Source organism: Sporosarcina jiandibaonis (genome assembly GCF_013184495.1).
In the GTDB taxonomy this organism is placed as follows: domain Bacteria; phylum Bacillota; class Bacilli; order Bacillales_A; family Planococcaceae; genus Sporosarcina; species Sporosarcina jiandibaonis.
Genome location: NZ_JAAOIY010000003.1, coordinates 147,471 through 169,423, shown reverse-complemented (window position 1 = coordinate 169,423; position 21,953 = coordinate 147,471). Strand labels below are relative to the sequence as shown.

Sequence of the window (21,953 nt, the reverse complement as noted above, 5' to 3'; positions counted from 1 at the left end):
ACTCTCCCGATAACAATATCGAAAGAGTTCCTACTATTCCTTAACAAGTATTTCGTGTTCAACATGTTCGTGCAAATCTTCATCATCTTCAACATGAATTTTAACGTGATAAGTGCTAGCATCATTAAATTTATAATCTGCTGCGTATTCGCCTGCTTTAATTTCTTTAGCATCTACCCAATCATGTTTTTCAGATAGATCGCTCCAAATTTCATATCGGACCTTTAAGTTTTCTAAGGGTTCATTTTCTAACTGGATCTGAACAATAAGCTCTTCATCGCTATTCGCAGCTGCTTCTACCGGCGTCATGAATTCCATTGAAAATCCTTCAGTATGGTAATGATGATCGTCTTCCGCTTGTTCATCATAATGGCCGCCGTCTCCTACAACAACTTCTTTTAACGGCATCGTATGAAGTCCGTTTGCAGTTACATGCACTTGCACGTGGAATAATCCATCATGATCAAATGACTTTTCAGCTGTATACATACCGCCTTTTTCATTAACAGAATCAATCATTTCACTATCCGCTTTCTTTCCTTCTTCCCAAACCTCGAATACAACTTCGTCAGCATCTTCAATTTGCTCATCACCTTGCGTAACAAAAGCTTTCATTTCAACTGGTTCGTCGACATCTGCGGTTTCGGAAACAGTAAGTTCTACCTCTAGCATTTCAGGCACTTTTACTTCTGTCGGAATTTCTTCTTCCTTCCCCTTGCCGCAAGCGGCCAACGCTCCAAGCACAACTATAAGTATTAATAATCCAATTTTTCTTTTCAATTTGAGTCCCCCCGTGCTGTATAATTACGCATTACAGTTAACTACAGTATAATAATAAACAGTGACTTAGAACTCTATGTGAAGTTCGTTTCCATTTCACAAGAACTTCATATTTTTATCTGAGAATAGAAGTAATGGTAATTATCGAAAATGAGGTGTTTAGTATGAACGATTATACAATAATGATTGTAGATGATGAAAGTCAAATGAGAGAACTTGTTCGCACATTTTTAGAAGCCGAACAATACCAAGTTGTTGAGGCTACAGACGGAGTTCATGCTTTGGACCAAATAGATAAAACTTCACCCGACTTATTAATCGTCGATGTGATGATGCCCTATATGGATGGTTTCCAATTTGCAGAAGAAGTAAAACGCAATTCATCTATTCCGATCATATTCTTATCAGCCAAAGGCGATGAATGGGACAGAGTAAAAGGTCTCAAGCTTGGCGGCGACGATTATATCGTCAAACCTTTCCTTCCGGCAGAGCTACTAGCCCGAGTTGAATCCGTTCTAAGACGGACGTACCAAAATTCCAATTCAAAACATTTACTGAAAGTCGGACCTTTTGTTATCGACTCTGCCGCGCATACTGCAACAGTCGACGGCAAAGCCCTTTCATTGACGTTGAAAGAATTTGGGTTATTACACCTATTTTTAACGAATAGAGGACGCGTATACACCAGAGAACAACTTCTGGAACTTATTTGGGATGAAAATCATAAGAGCACAGACCGTACCGTAGATACGCATATCAAAACTTTGCGCTTGAAACTGGGTGATTATGCAAATGTGATTGAAACTGTATGGGGTGTCGGATATAAACTAGAGGTGTGATTAGTGAAAAACTCCAGATGGACATTCAGTAAAAAAATACTCGTTCTTTTACTGGCCAGTGTCGGATTTACAATACTTTTTTCTTTTTTCTTCATTCATTATTTATATTCGAATTTGTACTTGGCTAGTATTGAAAAATCTATCCTATACCAGGGGCAAAGAACAGCATCCCATTACCATTATGGGGAGTTGAGCGATGAAATTATCGAAAAGATCCAATGGTATAATATCGTCTCTGAATACGAAATAATTGTCGTCGATAAAATAGATGATCTTTCTTCTTATTTTCCATATAAAATCAATTATGAAACGCTCATTGATCAACGAGATTTAGCGTCATTGGAAAATGGCAAATATGTTCTGAAAGAAGGATTCGTCGAAGAATTTGACCGTGAAATCATAGGCGCTATTTTCCCCATTAAAGGCGAGGACAGTCTCATCGGCTTTATTTATATTTATGTTCCGCTAGCGGCGATTCAAGACGTGTTTCACGATAGTATTCCAATTCTATTAGTAACCGGCACACTATTTTTCTTTATTCTTTTTTTAATTGTCAATCGGTTCTGGAACTCGATATTTAATCCATTAAAAAAACTTCAACAACAAGCCATTGAAGTATCAGAAGGACAATATTCGAAGTATCTCGAATTCACTTCGAATGATGAAGTCGGCCAATTAACTAAAGCATTTAATAAAATGAGCTATTCACTCGGACAACAAGAGAAGCGCAAAAAAGAATTCACCTCAAATATTGTTCACGAGTTGCGCACCCCGCTCACCTATATTACCGGCTACACACAAGCATTAAAACATAAAATTTATACATCGCCCGAAGAAGCCGAGAGCTATTTAATGACGATAGAAAGAGAAGCGGAACGATTGAATAAACTCATCAATGATTTGAATGAATTAAATCATTTACAAGAAGATTTCTATTCAATTGAATCGCAGCCAATCGCGATCGCTCAATTATTAACCGACACACTGGAACTATTTATGATTCATATTTCACGAAAAAAGATAAAGCTCGAGTTAACGATTCGAGAAGATTTAATCATCATGGGCGACCCACAGCGAATCCAACAAGTTTTCTATAATGTGTTGGACAATGCGGTCAAATATTCAACAGAAAACAATACGATCAAAATCAACTTGGCGGATGACGATAATTTTGTTCATTTTTCGGTGATAAATCAAGGAACACCCATTACAGAAGAAGATATTCATCGGATAGGAGAACGTTTTTTCCGAACCGATAAAGCGAGAAACCGCGCAACCGGCGGCACTGGATTAGGCCTATCCATCGTGAAAGAAATAATTCGATTGCATAACGGTACATTTAAAATAGAGAGCAGCTCTTCCGAGGGGACAAACGTTTTAATTCAATTGCCAAAGTGGAAAGAAGAGGATTTCAATGAGAAAACTTAAATTAATCATTCAAGTGCTTTGTTGTTCCCTTCTTCTTCTCGCATGTACACCTAAACATCATGAAGAACGCAAAATCGAACCATTTACATTTACCAATCAAGAAGGACAAGCTTTTGGAATGAATGATTTAACTGATACTGTCTGGATTGCTGATTTCATATTCACAAATTGCACGACAATTTGCGAACCGATGACCGCTGAAATGGCTTCATTGCAGAAGATTTTCAAAGAAAAAAACCTTAATGTCGAGTTCGTGTCATTTACGGTAGACCCGGCCAATGATACACCCGAAAAATTAAAATCATTTATTTCAGACTTTAATGCCGACTTATCGAACTGGAATTTGTTGACAGGGTATACTCAAGCCGAAATAGAAGTTTTCGCAAGAGATCAATTTCAAACCATCGTTCAAAAACCAGCTTCCTCAACTCAAGTCATTCACAGTTCAAATTTCTACTTGATTGATCAAGACGGCCATTTCGTGAAGGAATATAATTTCGTGGATGGCTCTTATGTGAATGAAATGGTAAAGGATATTAAAGAATTAATGAAATGATATCCTATGGCATCTCTCTATGAAGTAGTTCCTGCGATTTTATGAATAGTGCAGTGGCGAGTAATTTTGCTTGCACTTATAAGAGTTTTGCTTGCACTCTAGAGTGTCTTGCTTGCACATAAACGCCATTTGCTTGCAAGTCGGGACCTTCTACCTGTACGAATGACGGTAAATAGCGTGAAATGTGTCCGCTCAATCGTTGGCGCCAGTGAATAACTATCCCTATACAATGAAATTAGTTGATTGGAGTGGAGGGCGGCCGCCCTGAACGGAAATCAACGAACTATAAAAAAAACGAGTACATGAATGGATTGTTCATGTACTCGATAAAATTATTCGCGTATTTGTCCGTTCCCTTGTATAACAAACTTACTTGAAGTAAGCGCTTGAAGTCCCATCGGCCCTCTTGCATGTAGCTTTTGCGTACTAATCCCGATTTCTGCGCCGTAACCAAATTCAAATCCGTCCGTGAAACGTGTCGAGGCATTGTGATACACGGCAGCCGCATCCACCTTTGTTAAAAAGAGCGTAGCTTGATTCTTATTGGTTGTTATAATTGCTTCAGAGTGACCCGTTCCGTACTTATTAATATGATCAATCGCTTCATTAACAGTTCCAACTATTTTCACACCAACTGCAAGCCCAAGATATTCCGTATACCAATCCTCTTCCACAACTTTTTCCGCAAATGAGAATAGATCGGACACCGTTTTATCCCCAAAAATCTTCACATGATTTTCATTGAGCGCATCAAGTAGTTTTTCACCATGTTCAGCAAACCATTTTTCATGAATTAAAATCGTCTCAATTGCATTACACACGGAAGGACGCTGAACTTTCGCATTCAGCCCAATCTTGATTGCCATCTCTACATCGGCTGTTTCGTCTATATACAAATGACAATTCCCGGCACCCGTTTCCAAAACCGGAACAGTCGATTGTTTCACAACGGTCTCTATCAACTTTTTGCCGCCTCGTGGAATTAACACATCTAAATACTCATTCAATTGAAAGAGCTCTTTCGCCGTTTCATGACTTGTATCTTCGATTAACTGAACCGCCTCCACCGGAATGACACTTTTTTCAAGAGCTTTGTGTATCGAAAGAATCAGCGCTTGATTCGAAAATTTTGCTGAAGAACTCCCTCTCAAAATCACTGCATTTCCAGTCTTCAAAGCTAAAGTAGCTGCATCAACAGTCACATTTGGACGCGCCTCATAAATCATTCCAATAACGCCAATCGGGACACGTTTCTTATTAATGAGCAATCCATTGTCTTTTGTTATAGATTCTATGACTTCCCCGACAGGGTCTTGTAATTGCACCAATAACTTAATCCCATCGGCCATTGCTTTGACACGCTCATTTGAAAGCATTATACGATCTAGCACTTCATCTGTAAGACCTATTTCTTTCCCCAGGTCTAAATCCTTTTTATTTTCGGCTAACAAGTAATCCGTATCGAATATCAATTGATTAGCTATTAGATTGAGCGCTTCATTTTTTCTTTCTGTAGAAATTCCGATTAATTCCGAACTAACCTCTTTTGCTTTCTTACCTTTCAATTGAACTTCACTTAAGATTGCTACCTCACCCATCCTAAATTCCTCCCTTTTATATACTGACCCACTTTTCACGATGGATTACTTCGACTGGCATAGAACTTGCACGTTTTGTTTGTTCTTTACTTTTCTTTCCCATCATTTTGAGTAAATCATTCGATGAATAGGTTACCTCGCCTTTGCCAATTAACCCATTCACCCCAAAAACTTCAACGATATCTCCCGGGTGGAAATTTCCTTTCACTTGAAAAATGCCAGCCGGAAGTAAATTTTTACTTTTGTAAAGAATCGCCTCTTCAGCACCTTTATCGACAAAGAGTTTCCCCGTCGCCTCCGAGTGCATCGCAATCCATTGCTGACTTATATTGATTGAATTACGAATCTCGTTTGCAATATAAGTTCCGTCTCCTGCACCTTTAATTATTTCCAATAACTTATTTTTTCCATATCCTTTGCCGATAAAAACAGGAACCCCGACTGAAAGGGCAGTTTTCGCTGCCAATAATTTCGATTGCATGCCGCCTGTTCCAACTTTTGAACCTGAATCTTTTGCAAAGGATAGCATTTCATCGGTAATTTCATTGAGAGTTTCAATTTTTTCAGCATTTACATCTACATGAGGGTTTCCAGTATAGAGACCATTGACATCAGTTAAAATGATTAATTGGTCCGCTCGCATGAACCCGCTGACTAATGCCGATAACATATCATTATCGCCAAAAGTCAATTCCCTGACGGAAACTGTATCGTTTTCATTAATTATCGGCAAAATACGGCGCTCTAGTAATTCCGTAAGTGTTGCATATGCATTTTTAAAACGGTCGCGGCTTGTGAAATCATCGCGTGTCAGAAGTATCTGCGCGGGTACAATTGAAAACTTTGTAAATTTATCGATATACGACTGTATCAATAAACTTTGCCCGACAGCCGCCGCCGCCTGTCTTCCCTTCAACGTAACCGGTCTCGTGCTATACCCCAATCTTCCAAAACCAGCCGCTACTGCTCCCGATGATACCAAGAGCACTTCGTGTCCTGCTTTACGGAGTTCTGCGAGTGCATTTACATGATCGGTAAATTTTTCTTGATCAATCTCACCTCGATCATTCGTTAAAGAACTGCTTCCGATTTTTACAACAATGCGCTTTTTCCTCATTTGTCATTTCCCCTATTTAGTTTCTCAAGTCAATGTATGCATATTTATACGAATTGATGAATAAATAACATCTTACTACATTTCCACACAAAAAGAAAGGGAATTATCAAAATAATTTTCCCCCAGGAAATTATAAAAATAATTTTCTGCGAGGAAATCATAAAAATAATTTTCACCAACAAAAAAACTGCCTATCCCTCAAAATGAGTTATAGGCAGTTGGTTATTATTTAGTATCTACAAATTCGATTTTCGTTCCATCTTTAAACGTGATATCCACTTCGAATTTAGTGTAATCATTTTTCAAGTTGAAAACGTCTAGTACTTCTGTAATCGCATCTTCTTTGCTCGTCTGTTGGTCAATTGTCAGTTTCTTCACCAATGGATAGAGCTCATTAAAAGCATCGGTTCCTTCTTTCCTTACCCCGTTGATTGAATCCTCAATTTCTGCTTCAATCGTGCCATCCTTGTTTCTTTCAAGTTCTACGTCATATTCATCTTGTGTTCCATATTCAATATCAAGATTGAATTCCAAGTAATCAAGTTCATCCATTTTGGCAAGGCCTTCAGAATTTTCTGCATTTGTTTGTTTATTTGTGTTTGCTCCAGTATTTTTGTCTGTACCATTTGTTCCCGCATTTCCATCCGTTCCTGCATTCCCAGCAGTTCCATTTGTAACATCATTGTTGTTGTCTTCAACATTTTGTTTATCTTGTGTTTGATTATTGTTTTTATTAGCAGCTCCACAAGCGACAACAACTAATGAAAGTGCCAACACTGCGATTAAAAGAAATATTTTTTTCATTTTATCGACCTCCTCTTTGTCATTTCTTCCCCGATTGACCTCTTTTTACACATTGAATCAAAAAAATAGCAAATATCCATCGTCACAATGGAATTTGCTACTTTACTGTTTTTATTTTGACATCACTTCGGCAACTTTTTTTACGACATGCGAACTGCCACCCTGATCTTCTACTCCTTCAATCATCATAGCAAAAATGTATGACATGTCCTCTGTAGGATAAGCGACAAAGAAACCATTTTCTTTACCCGATTCGTTCTGTGAAGATTTTAGTTCCGCCGTACCTGTCTTACCTGAGATCTTAATTGAAGGAATATCCGCATCTTTGGCAGAACCTTTTACGACGATTTCTCGTAAATCCTTCCGTAGGATTGACGCATTTTCAGGAGAAATCAACCCTTCTTTCCACACTTCACTTTTTGGTTCATCTTCAAATAAAATCGGTTTAAACATCTTCCCGTCAGTGATAATCGGTGCGTAACTGGTAGCTAAATGAACGATATTCATTAACATTTGACCTTGTCCAAATGATGTATCTGCAAGTTGACCCTCTGATGCAATCTTTCCATCATTTGAGATTTGTGACTTCCGAAGTGGATAACTAAAAGGAATCACTTCACCAAAACCAAATTTTGTAAACCCTTCAACGAATTGATCCTTTCCCATGGACAATGCTTCCATCGCAAAATAGATATTATCTGAGTAGACAAGCGCCTTTTGCAAATCGACTGGATTTGGAGGACTGTATAATCTCGATACTTTGAAATTTCCCCATGAACTATCCTTTTGCCATTTGTTATCGTTTATTGTATGTCCCTTCTCTGGTTTAAGCGTACCGGCTGCCAAACCAATCGCTGCTGTGACAGGTTTTATTGCGGATCCGGGTGCATAAGTTGCCGCAAATCTATTTAAGAGCGGCTGATTGGGATCCTCGGTTAATTCGTTATAGCGTGATGCACTGACACCAATTGCAAATTCATTTGGATCGAATGCGGGCGAACTTGCTAAAACCAGGGTTTCTCCCGTTTCCGGATTGATGACCGCAGCTGTTCCCGGTTCATGGTTCATTGCTTCAAATGTTGTCTTCTGCAGTTCCGCATCAATTGTTAAAGTGATTTTTTTCCCGTCTACTGCAGTTTTTTCAGCAATGATAATTTTTTCAGCATTATGGTCTGTTTTTTCAATATAAATTCGAACGCCGTCTTCACCTCGAAGCTGTTCTTCGAGAAGTTGTTCTAACCCGCGCTTACCAACCACATCAGACTCCGCGTATCCTTCATCCTTAAGCTCTTCTAATTCATCTGCATTTATACGACCAATATAGCCTATCAAATGGGATAATGCGCCCGCGTATGGATATTCTCTTAGATCTGTTTTCTTAGATTCTACACCGGCGATTTGTTTTGCTTCATCGTAAATTGCTTCTTGGGTGAATGCTAATTTTTTTATTGGAACGAAATGATTCGGTAGAACCCAGCTTTGGTTCAGTTGTTTATCGATGAATTCTGAAGTTGTTCCGAGGATATTGGCCAGTTTTTCCGCGTTCTCATCTATGTCAAATTGTTCAGGAACGATACCTACTTCAATACCTGATCCATTAATTGCAATGGCATTATCATTTCGATCAAAGATTTCGCCACGATTTGATGGAATTATCGAAACACCGACCTTGTCCTGTTTCATTAAATCCGGGAGAGTGAATGATGGATCCCATTGGATATACCAGTTGTCTTTTTCATCACGCACTTCATTCACAAGCGCAACATCCTTCTCAAACTCTATAGGACCTGCGATTGTTTCCATTTTAATACGAACCGGATACGTATAACTTTCTTCCTTGTTATATACTTCTTCTTCGGCTTCAGGTTTGTCAAATTCAACGATGACGTCTTTGATGCCCAAATCTTTATAAAGTAATTCGGTTCGATCTACAAACTGTTCTTTACCAAAGGCTTCTTTCGAGCGTTCCTCAATAAATTCATCATACATTTTTGTGAATTCAGCCTTACTCCATAAATCGACATACTCCCCTAATCGATCAAGCGGCGTTATTTCTTTTTCTTCTTTTTTCGTGCAAGCGGAAATTAGCAAAATCAAAAATAGTAAAATAATAACATGTTTCTTCATCCAACATACCTCCTTTTACCCTTCTACTTATATGATAACAAAGTAATAGATTTAGGCATAACTAAATTGTTCGCAAAAGTTAGATTAATTATCATAAAAAAACGATACATCAAGTTTTTACATAATACTTGATGTACCGGTTGATGAATTAAATAGCTTTCGCTTTTTTAATTTGTTTACTTCTTAATTGCCCGCAAGCCGCATCAATATCGGTTCCTTGCTCGTGACGGACTCCGCAATTAATACCCGCATTCTTTAATGTTTCGTAGAATGCCTTAATCGCTTCCGGCGTGCTCCGACTATACTGGCCATGCTCGTCGACAGGATTATAGGGAATCAAGTTCACATAGGACAAATGACGTTTATTGGCAAGCAACCTTGCAAGTTGCTTCGCCTCTTCAACATGATCATTGACATCACTCAATAGAATATATTCAAATGTGATTCGACGATTTGTCGTTTCCAAGTAATAATCGATCGATGACATTAATTTATCGATCGGGAATGCTCGATTAATTTTCATGATGCTTGTACGAAGCTCATCATTCGGCGCATGCAATGAAACAGCCAAATTCACTTGTAAATTCTCATCTGCAAAGTCTCTAATTTTATGTGCTAGTCCGCTTGTGGAAACGGTAATATGACGAGCGCCGATTCCAAGACCTTTTTGCGCATTGACGACACGCAAGAAATCCATCAAGTTCGTATAATTGTCGAATGGTTCGCCAATCCCCATAACAACGATATGACTGACACGCTCATTTAAACCTTTATCGTCTAAATGTTGTTGGACTTTCATAATTTGCTCGACAATTTCACCGCCAACTAAATCGCGGCTCTTTTTAAGCAGCCCGCTCGCGCAAAAACTGCAACCAATGTTACAGCCAACTTGAGTCGTTACACAAACTGAATAACCATACGGAAATTTCATCAAAACCGTTTCGATCAAGTTGCCATCTTGCATTTTAAATAAAAACTTTATCGTTCCATCCGCAGACTCCTGTTTGACAGTCTGTTCCAATGTTTGAATGACAAACTCTTCTTCTAATTGCTCGATGCAATCTTTATTTATATTTTTCATATCAGTAAAATTCGTCACACGTTTTTTATAAAGCCAGTCCCATATTTGTTCAGCACGAAATCTTTTTTGACCGCGTTCAATTAACCATTCAGATAACTGCTCTGGTGTTAAACCATAAATTGATTTCTTCATTTCGCTTCCTCATTTCAAAAATTACAATCCATTCATTATACTACTTTATTCCTTGAAATGGAACAAGTTTATTTTGCTAAGTGGATTTTAGAGAGGAGGAATTTGAAGTAGAAGCGGAGATTCAAACAACCGGGAAATAAGTTTGAAAGCCAGATAGCACTTCACTTTGTTTCATGAAATTATCCTCCGATCTTTTATCTTTGACGAAGAAAAAGCTAACCCGATACGGATTAGCTTCCTATCTTATACTGTTATGGCGCTCGATTCCAATTCGTCTTTAGCTTCATCAGGTCTTCTTGATTGAATAAACCAAATTGCTGCAAGTAAAACGAATCCAATTGCACTAGTCATTAATTCAGGGACGATTAACATTAGTCCCCCTCCAAATAAAGCAACTCGTTCCCATATTCTTGAACTTCTAGCAAAGTAACCAATAACCGCACTACTCACACCTATCATGCCTAAAATTGCAGTTGTTACTGCCAGTAATAATTTAAGCGGAGTCGCATCGACAAGCACAAGTATTGGATTGTAGATAAATATATACGGAATAATGAACGCTGCTATGGCTAGTTTTACAGCAGTAACCCCAGTTTTAAATGGATTTCCTTTCGCTATTCCAGCTCCCGCATATGCCGCTAAACAAACAGGAGGCGTGATATCTGCAACGATACCAAAATAGAAAACAAACATATGCGCGGCTAGCGGCGTGACCGCAAAATCATTAATAAGCACAGGTGCAGCAATCGTTGCTGTCACTACATAATTTGCTGTCGTTGGCAGACCCATGCCAAGCACGATACAAGCAACCATCGTGAAGAACAGTGCAAATAGAAGATGTCCTTGTGATAATGCGATTACCCCTGCCGCGAATTTGGAGCCTAGCCCAGTAATGCTGACTACTCCCGCTATAACTCCGGCAGTTGCAACGGCAGCAATAACCGGAAGCGCAACTCTGGCTCCTTGCTCTAATACATTTACAATTTCGCGTATATTCATTCGAGATTCTTTACGTACATAAGCTACGAGAAATGCTGATAGTATCCCGTATAAAGCTGCACGCTGCGGCGTATACCCGATCATGATCGTCCCGATGATCACGAATAACGGAATAAGCATATAGCCGTTTTTAACCATCAAGTCCTTAAATATAGGCAATTTATCTTTTGGCATTCCGTAAATTTTTAATCTTTTCGCTTCAAAATGAGTCCCGATAAATATACCTGTGAAATAAAGGATAGCTGGGACGAGTGCAGCCAACATAATCGTTGCGTATGAAACACCCAAATACTCCATCATGATAAAAGCTGCAGCACCCATCATGGGCGGCATGATTTGTCCGCCAGTTGATGCAGAAGCTTCTGTAGCACCCGCAAATTCCGGCGTGAAACCAGCTTTTTTCATCATTGGAATTGTAAATGATCCAGATGCAACTGTATTACCTACTGAACTACCAGAGACAGTTCCTTGTAATGCACTTGCTACAACCGCCGCCTTCGCTGTTCCACCAGTATAACGGCCGGTCAACGCGAAAGCGATATCATTAAAGAACTTGCCAATCGGGGTGTGAACTAAAATAACCCCGAAAAATAAAAAGAGATAGATGAACTTTGCCGAAATTTGAATCGGTGTTCCAAAAACACCACTCTCTTGGAACCAAAGATTCGGTCCGAGTCGTTCAATTGCAAATCCAGGATGCGATAAAATTTGTGTCGGTATCCATTTACCGAAAACTGCGTACAACATGGCCACACTCGCCACAATAACAATCGGCAAACCGACAGTCCTTCTCGTCGCTTCAAGAACGAGAAGGATGCCGAGGATTGAAATAATGACATCGGGCATGCTGTAACCCGATATGCGACTTTGTAAAATCGAATCGAAAAAAATTATTTTATGGTATGCCACATACATTGCAGAAAAAGCAAGGACTACATCGTACCAAGGAACGGTTTTTTGCGTTTTCATCCAGGCTCTTTTGGCTGGGTATAGGAGAAATATAATTCCTAATGCCGTGCCAAGATGAATTGCCCCTTGTTTCTGCGTGGGAAGTGTTCCCGAATAACCCGTATACAAATGAAAGATTGTCAACGCGACGCCGAGAAATGTTACGACCCACGCCCATTTTCCAATTTGAGTACGAAATTGATTTTCCTTATCATACTTTTCAAGGATTGCTTGTGCATCGACTTGCTGAACATTTTTCATGTCGCGTATCCCCTCTCTATCGCTATAATTATTTTAGATCGTCAAGGCTTTCAATTTTAGTTTTTTCTCTTGTAATGATTTGAATGACCTCTGGATAAATATGCCCGATGAATGCTGCATTCTTTACTTCATTATCTTTGAAGTCCGCCTCGCCTTTTAATGCTTGGCCCGCTGGTACATGAACCGCCATTCCTAAATCCATATTACCATCACGAATGCTTGCCAAGTTTTCCACTGAAGCGCCTGTTTCTGTATTCGTCACGTTAATGCCGTCGATATGTTTATTCCAAATGGTAGCCATTTCTCCACCAAGCGGGTAATACGTCCCCCCCTGACTTCCTGTTCCGAGGATAAATTCAGTTTTTCGGTCGCTTTCATTTGCCGTTAGCTCTGCTACTTCGTTATCAACAGTCAGCCCTTGTTCTTCATAGTATTTTTTTGCTCCAGGATGGATTAATAACCCTTCAGCACCGCGAAGCGCATTTTCAAGTGTCATTTGTTTAGCTTGATCATGCGTGTTTTCACTTGCATTTTCAACCATGATTTTCGCCAATTGATATCCGAGCTCTTCGTCAATCGTATCTGTGTTGCCCATTAAAACTGCGTACGCGGTTACAGTTTCAACATCTTCTGTCAAGAAATCATACGTATCTTTCGGAATCGTCAAGCGTCTGTACCCTGAATTCTCCTCGATGTACTTAATTGCTTCATCAGAAAGACTTAGCATTTTTACATCTTTGGAAGAAGCTTGTAGACTTTCGATACTGCCTGCCGGCAATCCCAGAATCCCGATCGAAACATCGATATTTCCATCTTGAACGCCGTCCGCTGCGTCGCCAAAGCCTTCTTGGAACTTATTATAGTCCCCGTCTTCGATACCATAGGCTTTTAATATGAGTTTCGATACGTTATTCGTTTCACTCGCTGGCGGTCCGATCGCAATATTTTTCTTGCCTCCAGATCCACCATTACAGGCAGAAAGAACAACAAGTAAACCAATGACTAGAAATAATAAGGCACGCATTTTCGTCTTGTTCAACTGAATTCCCCCTCGTAGTATATTTCCTACAACCCCAGTAAGCTTGTACTCTTGGAGATAATGCTGATCGACTGTAAGTGCCTACCGAAAGATAGTAGCTTATTATAGATTATACTATTAAACTTTTTAAATACAACGATTTTTCCGTATAATCAGATTAGGTTTTATTATAAAAAGGGATATTCTTCTTAAATCTCGGGATTCTTCTACTTGATATGCTGTTGACTAATTCTTTATTCTATTAAAATATGAATTAGTAATTCATTTCATACTCGGTTATTCGTTTTATAGTTGTTTAAAGTCAGTGAAATGTTGGTATATAAAAAGTAAGAAATAAAATTGGAGGGAATATATACTATGAAATCTATCGTAGAAAATGCAGTTCAAGCAAAAGCAGAAGTTGAGAAATTGGAAATGCAAGGCTATTCACGTGATGACATTTATATCTTTGCACATTATAAGCAAAGAGAAGAAGATATTTCAGAGGCATTGGATACCGAAGAAGTTGGCATGAAGGAACAAGGTTTCCTCAATAGCATGAAAAACTTAGTATCCTCTCGCGGAGATGAATTACGCAGTCAAATGGAAGCCGCTGGATTGACCGCTGAAGAAGCAGACGATGCCGAAAAAGAATTGGATCACGGAAAACTGGTTATTATCGCAAAAAGAGACTAATTAAAAACTAGCATTCGCCCCACTCATAATCGAGTGGGGTTTTTGTTATTTCAACCATTTTTGTTCAAATGTACACGGTAATTCGGTATCATAGATTAGAAGGTAGGTGCGCTTGGTGGAAAATAACTTTGGTAAAGTAGGAATCGTTGCGGGTTTAACAACTTTTGTCCTATTAGTTGTCGGGGTTCGAAATGTTTTAGGTCATGACGTCGAAATTTTAAACTTTATTGCTTTTTCGGTTTTCAGCCTAATCATCGGAATTGCTTTCTCCGCTTTGTTATTTTATAAATTAAGGATTGCTTTTTATATATTTTGCGCTGTTTTTGTCATCGCTTTTTTCGAGTTGTTTCGAAGCTATATACAAGACATTAATGGTCAAGGTGATTTAATCGGCATTTTGTCCTTATTTATTATCACATCGTTTGGGCTCGGCTTAGCACTGATTGTCCAATTCGCTGTACGGTTATTAACTAAAAAGTAAACGAGAAATCGCCTACCCTATTCCGCTTTCGGAATTAGATAGGCGATGGTTATTATATATGGTCACCAGTTATTTTACTCTTTCCCCATATAGAAGAGCATTAACTCCAAAACAGAAAATCCCTATTACCCCCAATGCATTTGTTGTCATTAATACTATTCTATTTTTTACGATGTTTTATATTTTGGAACTATCCGTCCCGCTATTCGTATAGTATTTATCATTAGTAAATCGAGGTGTAGTCTGTGCCAACTAAATTATCGAACTCATTTTTTGCACTTGGGTGTCTTTCGCCAATTATCGGGGTTTCATTGTTTATTTATCTCCTATTTAATCAATCGGTTCTATCAGCCTTCATATATCTCGGTCTTTTTGCAATCATCACGGTTATTTTATGGGTAATTGTGGCGCTTATGGAGGTCAATAGAAAAGCGAAGCAAAAGCATCAACTTTCGACGTTGTTGCCCGAAGCCGGAAATTATCATGAAACCCAATCCTATGTTTCTTATGATTTATTATCAAAGATCGTGGTAGATGATATAAATAAACGCATCTATTTTTGGGTTCCCGAAAATAATGAAGTACAGACAATTAAAGACGTTTCAATCGGGATGTCTTATCAGATGTTTGACTATCCGTATTCCGCTCTTTTGGCGATTCAGATTATAGAAGACAGCTCATCAATTTCAACAGTGTCAAGGCAATCACAGTCAGCTAGAATATTATTGAATGAACTTGAACCAATAAACGACGATCCTCCCAAAAAAACTTCAAACAGTGAACGCATTCAGTCTATGGAACTTAAACTAATTATGAAAGACCTAGTAAGACCTATACAGATTGTTCGTTTTTATACCGATTCAAATTCAAGTTTGAATAAAAACACACCTGAATATCGAAGAGCCCAAAATGATATTGAACAATGGTTTACGATTTTGCATTTTATCATTAAAGAAACCGATAAAAAAGAAGGCTATAATCATGCTCTTGAAGACGAGTTCAAACAACCTCAAATCCTGAACGAAAGCAAACTTGATAGAGACGAGATACCAGTTCAAGTTCAATATTCAGTTCGAGACGAAAACAAAGCCTTTGTTAAAGCGCAACTTCTATCTGTATTAAATCAGGTCATCTACAAAAAAATAGTCGAAAACTCTACTCGTAAGAAAATTGACGATTCCCCGCAACCAAACGAAAAATCACCTTCCTATTTCGATAAACTACTCGAGAAGAATAGAAAACAACTTCACGGCGAGTATATTGACGAATGAACAAACACCTCTTCAAATTGTATAAATCAATTTGAAGAGGTGTTTTTATTTTGCGATAAAGAGTATTCAATCTTTATTAACGATAAACTCCTTAACCTTTTTAAATGAACGATTTGAAAGCGAGTAGATAGTATGAGTGTCTTCGGAGTTCATAATATATCCATCATCTTCTGTAATCCAAAGAAAGTAAGATTCTTCACCAAGATTGAATTTATATGGAGGATTTATGATATCGACAATACCTGGTTCTTCGATCGAATCTCTCACTGCTTCACCGAATATAGCTATTTCATTTGTTTCTTTTAGTTCTATCTGTTCCATTTTTGCTTCTGAGTTAACTTTTACTATAGGCTCTCCTCTGTTATCTTTAATAGTTGTAATGACTTCTTGGGCGATCGTACGATTCTCATCATAAAGTTCTACAATGATAGCTTGATTCTTTTTAATAGATTTTTTTAATTCATCTAGTGTAAATTCTTTTTTTATTTCCCAAGAACTACCCGTTAGAATAGCATTTTCTACATGCAATGTTTTATAAGTTTCAGGAATTTCGAGTTTTTCCGTTTCAATCAAATCACTAATATAAGGATTTTGAATGACAAATCTAACTTTGTATTCTTGATCTGGTTCCATTCCGGAATCGTGAATTTGTATGAGGAAATGCAATAAACCATCATTAGGATTTTGTGTTGTACCGATTTCAATTGAAGAATTTTCAATTACAGGATTCCCCATTTTCTTGTCACTACAGGCTGACAAACTGGACAAAACCAAAATGAATAATGCTATTAAAACATATTTATGTCTCAATTCCTTCTCCCCTTCCAACTGCTGTTTATTTTTCTTCCAATACATATTCAACAATGACCATCCCGCGTATACTGCTGCTATGTTCTTTTACATGGCCCGTTTCGGTTAACTTCATGCTATTGCCATCGTTGAAAATAAATTCATAGTTGGAGAAACCATCGCCAGGTAGACGATCGTAATAAACAGCTTTTTCTATTTCATCCCAATTATAGATGTGCTTTTCTGTAGCAAAAAGGGTTCTATATGAGATGGAATCATTTGATAAGGCCGTAAAGGTTGCTGACGCAAAATAGAAGGAAAAACCGCTGGCCAGTATTAAAATAATGCTAAAAATAATTGAAGTCTTGTTAATATCTAAAAAGAAAAGAATTGCCGGAGATAACACTAATAGTAGAAAAGCAATGACGTAGAGGACATATCCTTCTCCTGGTACGATGACATCCCAATTATCAGGCGAGTAATACAAGCTATCTGCAACAATCGACGGTGTGATTAAGAGGAGAATCGGAGAAATAAGCAGGACAACGATTGCAATTGCCATAAATACATGCCTTGTCTCATAAACCTTGCCCAATTTTATCACTCCATCCCTTATATTCTCTCTATACCATATATTCTAATAGTTCTACCGATATGTAAATAGACAAAAAATAACCACTTACAAGATATTAACCCAGTAAGTGGTTTCGTTAAGATTATGCGCGCCTTTTTAGTAGTTCGTCTTTTATATCAGACAAACTCACATCAGCAATCTCCATTAGTACGAGGGAATGATAAAGTAGGTCAGCGAGTTCACTCGTTAATTCAGCTTTATCTTCATTTTTTGCACCGATAATTACCTCGCTCGATTCTTCGCCGACTTTTTTGAGCACTTTATCGATTCCTTCTCGGAAAAGATAGGATGTGTATGATCCTTCGACCGGATTCACACGGCGATTTTTGATTTCAGAGATGATTTCGTGCACGATTTCGCGATTTGAGGTTTCACTTTCGAAACCCGTTTTATAAAAGCAAGACGTCTCGCCTGTGTGGCAAGCAGGTCCCATCGGTTCGACTTGGACGAGTACCGCATCGCTATCGCAATCAAATGAGAGTTGCTTCACAATTTGACGGTTTCCAGATGTTGCCCCTTTATGCCATAATTCTTGGCGGGATCGACTGAAGAACCAAGTTTCTTTTGTTTCAATTGTTTTTGTTAACGCATCTTCATTCATATACGCTAACATTAAGACCTTTCCAGATTGGCTATCTTGTACGATAGCTGGAACGAGTCCTTTTTCATCGAATGAAACAGATTCAATTTCTATTGTCATTGTCCATCAGTCCTTACTCGTTAGTTTTCAAATAATCTTTTAAAGTACGGATGTTGATTTCATTGTAGTGAAAAACGGAGGCTGCAAGTGCTGCATCGGCTTTCCCTTCTGTTAAGACTTTATCGAAGTCTTCCATCTTCCCTGCCCCGCCGCTCGCCACAATGGGAATACTGACTGCATCGGCTATCGTGCGATTCAGCTCAAGGTCATAACCTTCCTTCTCGCCGTCTCCATCGATACTGTTGACAACTAGTTCACCCGCGCCGAGCTGTTCTCCTTGAATCGCCCACTCTATGGCATCTAAGCCCGTATCTACTCTTCCGCCTTTACTAAATACATGCCATTTAGAAGGACCGACTCTTTTAACATCCATCGATAAAATAACTCTTTCAGAACCAAATTTGTTTGCAGCTTCTTTTATAAATTGAGGGTTTTCTAGTGCGGAACTATTGATTGATACTTTGTCCGTTCCTAAATCTAATAAGTTTTGTATGTCTTCGAGCGTTCGAATGCCCCCGCCGACGATGAAAGGAATCGGAACTTCTTTCGCGATTGTAGCAATCGTTTCTAAAAATAATGGGCGATTATCCGTGGACGCTGTAATATCATAAAACACAAGTTCATCTGCACCGTCTGCTACATATTTTCTAGCCAAATCAATTGGTTCAGCGACTTCTTTAATGTTTTCAAACTTCCGGCCTTTGACGACTTTGCCTTTATCAACATCTAAACATGGAATAATTCGTTTACTGGTCATTCTCGTTTCCTCCCAGAAGTTCGTCTATCGTAACAGTGCCTTCATAAAGTGCTTTGCCCATTATGGCTCCGTAAAGATCCATCTCTTTTAACAGTTCGAAATCATTTTTAGTGGTAACGCCGCCTGAAGCAATAATATCGATTGATGATGCAGCATTTATTTCTTTTAGTTCTCGAAAGTTCGGTCCTTGCATCATGCCGTCCTTTAATATATCTGTGTAAACGACTGTTTTCACGCCGATTTCAGCTAAATCTTTTATTAAGTCGGTGGCTAATGTATCACTTGTCTCGGTCCAACCATCTGTAGCGACTAATCCGTTACGGGCATCGATTGAAACAGCGATTTGATCACCGTATTTTTTAACTGCCTCTTCCAAAAATGGACGATTTGTGATGGCAGCCGTCCCAATAATAATTCGACTGACACCATTTTCAATGTGCTCATCAATAATATCCATTGATCGGATTCCGCCGCCGACTTGGATTGGAATTGAAACAGCTTTTGCAATAGCTTGGATTGCGAGTCGATTTGTAGAATCACCAGTTTTCGCACCATCAAGATCAACAATATGTATGTATTCCGCCCCTTGCTTCTCCCATAGCAGCGCCATTTCAGTCGGTGAATCACCGTATATAATTTCTTGATCATAATCACCTTGTATTAATCGAACACACTTAGCATTTCGAATATCAATTGCTGGAAAAAGAATCACGTACAATCGCCTTCTTTCGGATTAATAGTATAAAATTGTATAGCGCTGATTTCCGTTCCAGACGAACGCTTTCCGCGGGCGAGGCCGAGCCAATCGAACAACGAAGAGTTCGATTTGTATAATTTTGCGGTCTTTGCAAAATTTTACAGCCTTTATATCTATGCTCCCAAACGCTTCGCTTTTCGTTCGCAAAAGCCGTTCTTCGTCACGGCTTTCGCTACGCTTAGTCCAGGGTCTCGACTGTCTCGCTTTTCCCGCTGGAGTCGTCGCCTTCCACTCCAATCAATAAATAGCGTTTATCATAATTTAAGTGAATTTCTTACCTAGATATAATACAAATTTCTTTTGAGATTCATAGCAATCCTTTTGTCGATGGAATCCCTTTAACATCCGGGTTAATCTTACTAGCTGCACTTAACGCGCGGCCGAAAGCTTTGAAAATCGATTCAATTATATGGTGAGTGTTTTTTCCATACTGTAGGTTAATATGTAACGTCACTTTTGCATGGCTGACGAACGCTTGAAAAAACTCTTCCACTAATTCCGTATCAAACTGCCCTACCTTATCTTTCAACCCTTCAACATGGTAAACGAAAAATGGACGCCCGCTAATATCAATCGACACGGTTGACAAGGCTTCATCCATCGGAATCGTCACATTCGCATACCTGTCAATTCCTTCTTTTGTTCCAATGCTTTCATTAAATGCTTGCCCCAATACGATTCCGATATCTTCGACGGTATGATGTTGGTCAACCTCAATATCGCCATCACACGCAACCTTCAAGTCGAATAAACCGTGCTTCGTAAACAAAGTCAGCATATGATCAAAAAAACCGACACCTGTTTGTATATCCGTTACCCCACTCCCATCAATTGAAAAATCCATTGAAATCGATGTTTCAGCTGTTGCTCTTGAAATTGATGCACTACGCATTTTATTTTTCCGCCTTTCGAATCGCAATTGAATTTGCATGGGCCGATAACCCTTCTGCATTTGCCAAAGTTATAATATCATCTGTTACAGACTGTAAAGCTTGCTCGGAATAATGAATGATGCTTGATCGTTTAATGAAGTCATACACGCCGAGTGGCGATGAAAAAGTTGATGTTCCACTAGTCGGCAATGTATGATTTGGACCTGCTATGTAATCACCTAACGCTTCTGGTGAGTGGTTCCCTAAGAAAATTGCGCCTGCATTTTCAATGAATTGCATTTGTTCCATCGGATTTACAATCATTAGTTGTAAATGTTCTGGCGCAAGTTTATTGACCAATTCAAATGCTTTATTTAATGTATCAACGAGTACAATCCGTCCATTATCAGCAATCGACTTTTCAATAATCGATTTTCGTTCTAATAAAGCCGTTTGTTTTTCTACTTCTAACTTTAATTCCTCAGCAAATGATTGACTTGTCGTAATGCAAACGGCTGTCGCTTGTTCATCATGCTCCGCTTGCGACAATAAATCTGCAGCCACGTAGCGAGGAACTGCGGTTTCATCCGCAACGACACAAATTTCACTCGGACCGGCGATCATATCAATCGCGACATCTCCGAACACCCACTTTTTCGCACGTGCAACGTAAGCATTTCCAGGGCCAACAATCTTCGCAACTTTTTGCACCGTCTCCGTCCCATATGCCAATGCCGCGATAGCTTGTGCACCACCAACTTTATAAATCGTTTCAATCCCGACTTCAGCAGCAGCAACAAGAACATGCGGATTGATTTTCCCGTCTCTCCCTGCTGGCGTCGTGATAACAATCTTTTTTACCCCAGCTATTTTTGCAGGAATCGCATTCATCAAGACGGTTGAAGGATAGGAAGCTTTACCACCGGGCACATAGATTCCTGCACTCGCGAGAGGCGTAATTTTTTGACCAAGTAAAATACCGCTTTCTTTCGTTGTAAACCAAGACTTTTCTGTTTGTTCCTCATGAAAAGCTTTTATATTTTCATGGGCCTTCTTGATTGCAAGAATAAAATCCTCACTGACAAGCGTTCTGGCTTCAATCATTTCTTGTTCTGAAACGAGTAAAGTCTCCAGCTCCACTTTGTCAAATTGGGCCGTGTAATCCTTGAGTGCTTCGTCGCCTTTTTCTTGAACCTGTTCAATGATTTTCAAAACAACTCGATCTAATTCTTCATTATTCAGGCTTGTTGTACTGCTATTTTTCAATTCTGCTTTATATTGTTCGCCAGTAAGTATCTTCAAAGATCA

General features: G+C 38.9%; 21 protein-coding genes. 6 read left to right on the top strand and 15 right to left on the bottom strand.

Annotated elements, in window-relative coordinates; genetic code table 11:
* Positions 1–33: 33 nt before the first annotated feature.
* Positions 34–780, bottom strand: coding sequence for a FixH family protein (locus tag G8782_RS10550; protein WP_172370922.1), 747 nt, complete (start codon positions 778–780; stop codon positions 34–36).
* Between the two features lie 164 nt (positions 781–944).
* Between G8782_RS10550 and G8782_RS10545 the strand changes: the two genes are divergently transcribed.
* From G8782_RS10545 to G8782_RS10535, 3 genes are read left to right on the top strand one after another with little or no spacing between them, the layout of a single operon-like run.
* Entirely contained in the window at positions 945–1,619 is a 675-nt protein-coding gene (locus tag G8782_RS10545; RefSeq protein WP_172370921.1) for a response regulator transcription factor, read from the top strand.
* A 3-nt stretch (positions 1,620–1,622) separates the two neighbouring features.
* Entirely contained in the window at positions 1,623–3,047 is a 1,425-nt protein-coding gene (locus tag G8782_RS10540; protein WP_172370920.1) for an ATP-binding protein, read from the top strand.
* The gene (locus tag G8782_RS10535) at positions 3,034–3,603 is read left to right on the top strand and encodes an SCO family protein (RefSeq protein WP_172370919.1); all 570 of its coding nucleotides are present in this window, start codon (positions 3,034–3,036) and stop codon (positions 3,601–3,603) included. Before G8782_RS10540 ends, G8782_RS10535 begins: the two co-directional genes overlap by 14 nt.
* Before the next feature lie 332 nt (positions 3,604–3,935).
* Here G8782_RS10535 and G8782_RS10530 read toward each other — a convergent pair whose 3' ends face one another.
* From G8782_RS10530 to G8782_RS10500, 7 genes are all read right to left on the bottom strand, one after another.
* The gene (locus G8782_RS10530) at positions 3,936–5,201 is read right to left on the bottom strand and encodes a glutamate-5-semialdehyde dehydrogenase (RefSeq protein WP_172370918.1); all 1,266 of its coding nucleotides are present in this window, start codon (positions 5,199–5,201) and stop codon (positions 3,936–3,938) included.
* 16 nt (positions 5,202–5,217) lie between these two features.
* The gene (gene proB / locus G8782_RS10525; RefSeq protein WP_172370917.1) at positions 5,218–6,318 is read right to left on the bottom strand and encodes a glutamate 5-kinase; all 1,101 of its coding nucleotides are present in this window, start codon (positions 6,316–6,318) and stop codon (positions 5,218–5,220) included.
* 225 nt (positions 6,319–6,543) lie between these two features.
* The gene (locus G8782_RS10520) at positions 6,544–7,122 is read right to left on the bottom strand and encodes a YusW family protein (RefSeq protein WP_172370916.1); all 579 of its coding nucleotides are present in this window, start codon (positions 7,120–7,122) and stop codon (positions 6,544–6,546) included.
* Positions 7,123–7,233: 111 nt separating this feature from the next.
* Positions 7,234–9,249 (bottom strand): penicillin-binding transpeptidase domain-containing protein, encoded by a 2,016-nt coding sequence (locus tag G8782_RS10515; RefSeq protein WP_172370915.1) that lies wholly within the window; start codon positions 9,247–9,249, stop codon positions 7,234–7,236.
* Positions 9,250–9,397: 148 nt separating this feature from the next.
* On the bottom strand, positions 9,398–10,462 hold the full coding sequence (rlmN, locus tag G8782_RS10510) for a dual-specificity RNA methyltransferase RlmN (RefSeq protein ID WP_172370914.1): 1,065 nt from the start codon (positions 10,460–10,462) through the stop codon (positions 9,398–9,400).
* A 243-nt stretch (positions 10,463–10,705) separates the two neighbouring features.
* Positions 10,706–12,670 (bottom strand): TRAP transporter permease, encoded by a 1,965-nt coding sequence (locus tag G8782_RS10505; RefSeq protein ID WP_172370913.1) that lies wholly within the window; start codon positions 12,668–12,670, stop codon positions 10,706–10,708.
* Positions 12,671–12,698: 28 nt separating this feature from the next.
* Positions 12,699–13,709 carry a TAXI family TRAP transporter solute-binding subunit gene (locus tag G8782_RS10500; protein ID WP_246231635.1) on the bottom strand — a complete coding sequence of 337 codons (1,011 nt, stop codon included), beginning with the start codon at positions 13,707–13,709 and terminating at the stop codon, positions 12,699–12,701.
* Positions 13,710–14,066: 357 nt separating this feature from the next.
* Between G8782_RS10500 and G8782_RS10495 the strand changes: the two genes are divergently transcribed.
* The 3 genes from G8782_RS10495 to G8782_RS10485 all read left to right on the top strand — a co-directional run bounded on the left by G8782_RS10495 (position 14,067) and on the right by G8782_RS10485 (position 16,136).
* Positions 14,067–14,384, top strand: coding sequence for a YflT domain-containing protein (locus G8782_RS10495; protein WP_172370912.1), 318 nt, complete (start codon positions 14,067–14,069; stop codon positions 14,382–14,384).
* 115 nt (positions 14,385–14,499) lie between these two features.
* Entirely contained in the window at positions 14,500–14,865 is a 366-nt protein-coding gene (locus G8782_RS10490) for a hypothetical protein (RefSeq protein ID WP_172370911.1), read from the top strand.
* Positions 14,866–15,110: 245 nt separating this feature from the next.
* The gene (locus G8782_RS10485) at positions 15,111–16,136 is read left to right on the top strand and encodes a hypothetical protein (RefSeq protein ID WP_172370910.1); all 1,026 of its coding nucleotides are present in this window, start codon (positions 15,111–15,113) and stop codon (positions 16,134–16,136) included.
* A 66-nt stretch (positions 16,137–16,202) separates the two neighbouring features.
* On the opposite strand, the gene G8782_RS10480 is transcribed toward G8782_RS10485, so the two are convergent.
* From G8782_RS10480 to hisD, 7 genes are all read right to left on the bottom strand, one after another.
* Positions 16,203–16,991, bottom strand: a complete 789-nt coding sequence (locus tag G8782_RS10480) for a YhfM domain-containing protein (protein WP_484592860.1) — start codon at positions 16,989–16,991, stop codon at positions 16,203–16,205.
* Positions 16,972–17,520 (bottom strand): hypothetical protein, encoded by a 549-nt coding sequence (locus G8782_RS10475; RefSeq protein WP_172370908.1) that lies wholly within the window; start codon positions 17,518–17,520, stop codon positions 16,972–16,974. Before G8782_RS10475 ends, G8782_RS10480 begins: the two co-directional genes overlap by 20 nt.
* Before the next feature lie 121 nt (positions 17,521–17,641).
* Positions 17,642–18,259, bottom strand: coding sequence for a bifunctional phosphoribosyl-AMP cyclohydrolase/phosphoribosyl-ATP diphosphatase HisIE (gene hisIE / locus G8782_RS10470; RefSeq protein WP_172370907.1), 618 nt, complete (start codon positions 18,257–18,259; stop codon positions 17,642–17,644).
* Positions 18,260–18,272: 13 nt separating this feature from the next.
* Positions 18,273–19,016: an imidazole glycerol phosphate synthase subunit HisF gene (gene hisF / locus G8782_RS10465; RefSeq protein WP_172370906.1), complete on the bottom strand. Its 744-nt coding sequence runs from the start codon at positions 19,014–19,016 to the stop codon at positions 18,273–18,275.
* Entirely contained in the window at positions 19,006–19,728 is a 723-nt protein-coding gene (gene hisA, locus G8782_RS10460; RefSeq protein ID WP_172370905.1) for a 1-(5-phosphoribosyl)-5-[(5-phosphoribosylamino)methylideneamino]imidazole-4-carboxamide isomerase, read from the bottom strand. Before hisA ends, hisF begins: the two co-directional genes overlap by 11 nt.
* Before the next feature lie 352 nt (positions 19,729–20,080).
* Complete coding sequence (hisB, locus tag G8782_RS10455; protein ID WP_172370904.1) at positions 20,081–20,665, bottom strand: imidazoleglycerol-phosphate dehydratase HisB; 585 nt, start codon at positions 20,663–20,665, stop codon at positions 20,081–20,083.
* Between the two features lies 1 nt (position 20,666).
* On the bottom strand, positions 20,667–21,947 hold the full coding sequence (gene hisD, locus G8782_RS10450) for a histidinol dehydrogenase (RefSeq protein WP_172370903.1): 1,281 nt from the start codon (positions 21,945–21,947) through the stop codon (positions 20,667–20,669).
* Between the last annotated feature and the right edge of the window lie 6 nt (positions 21,948–21,953).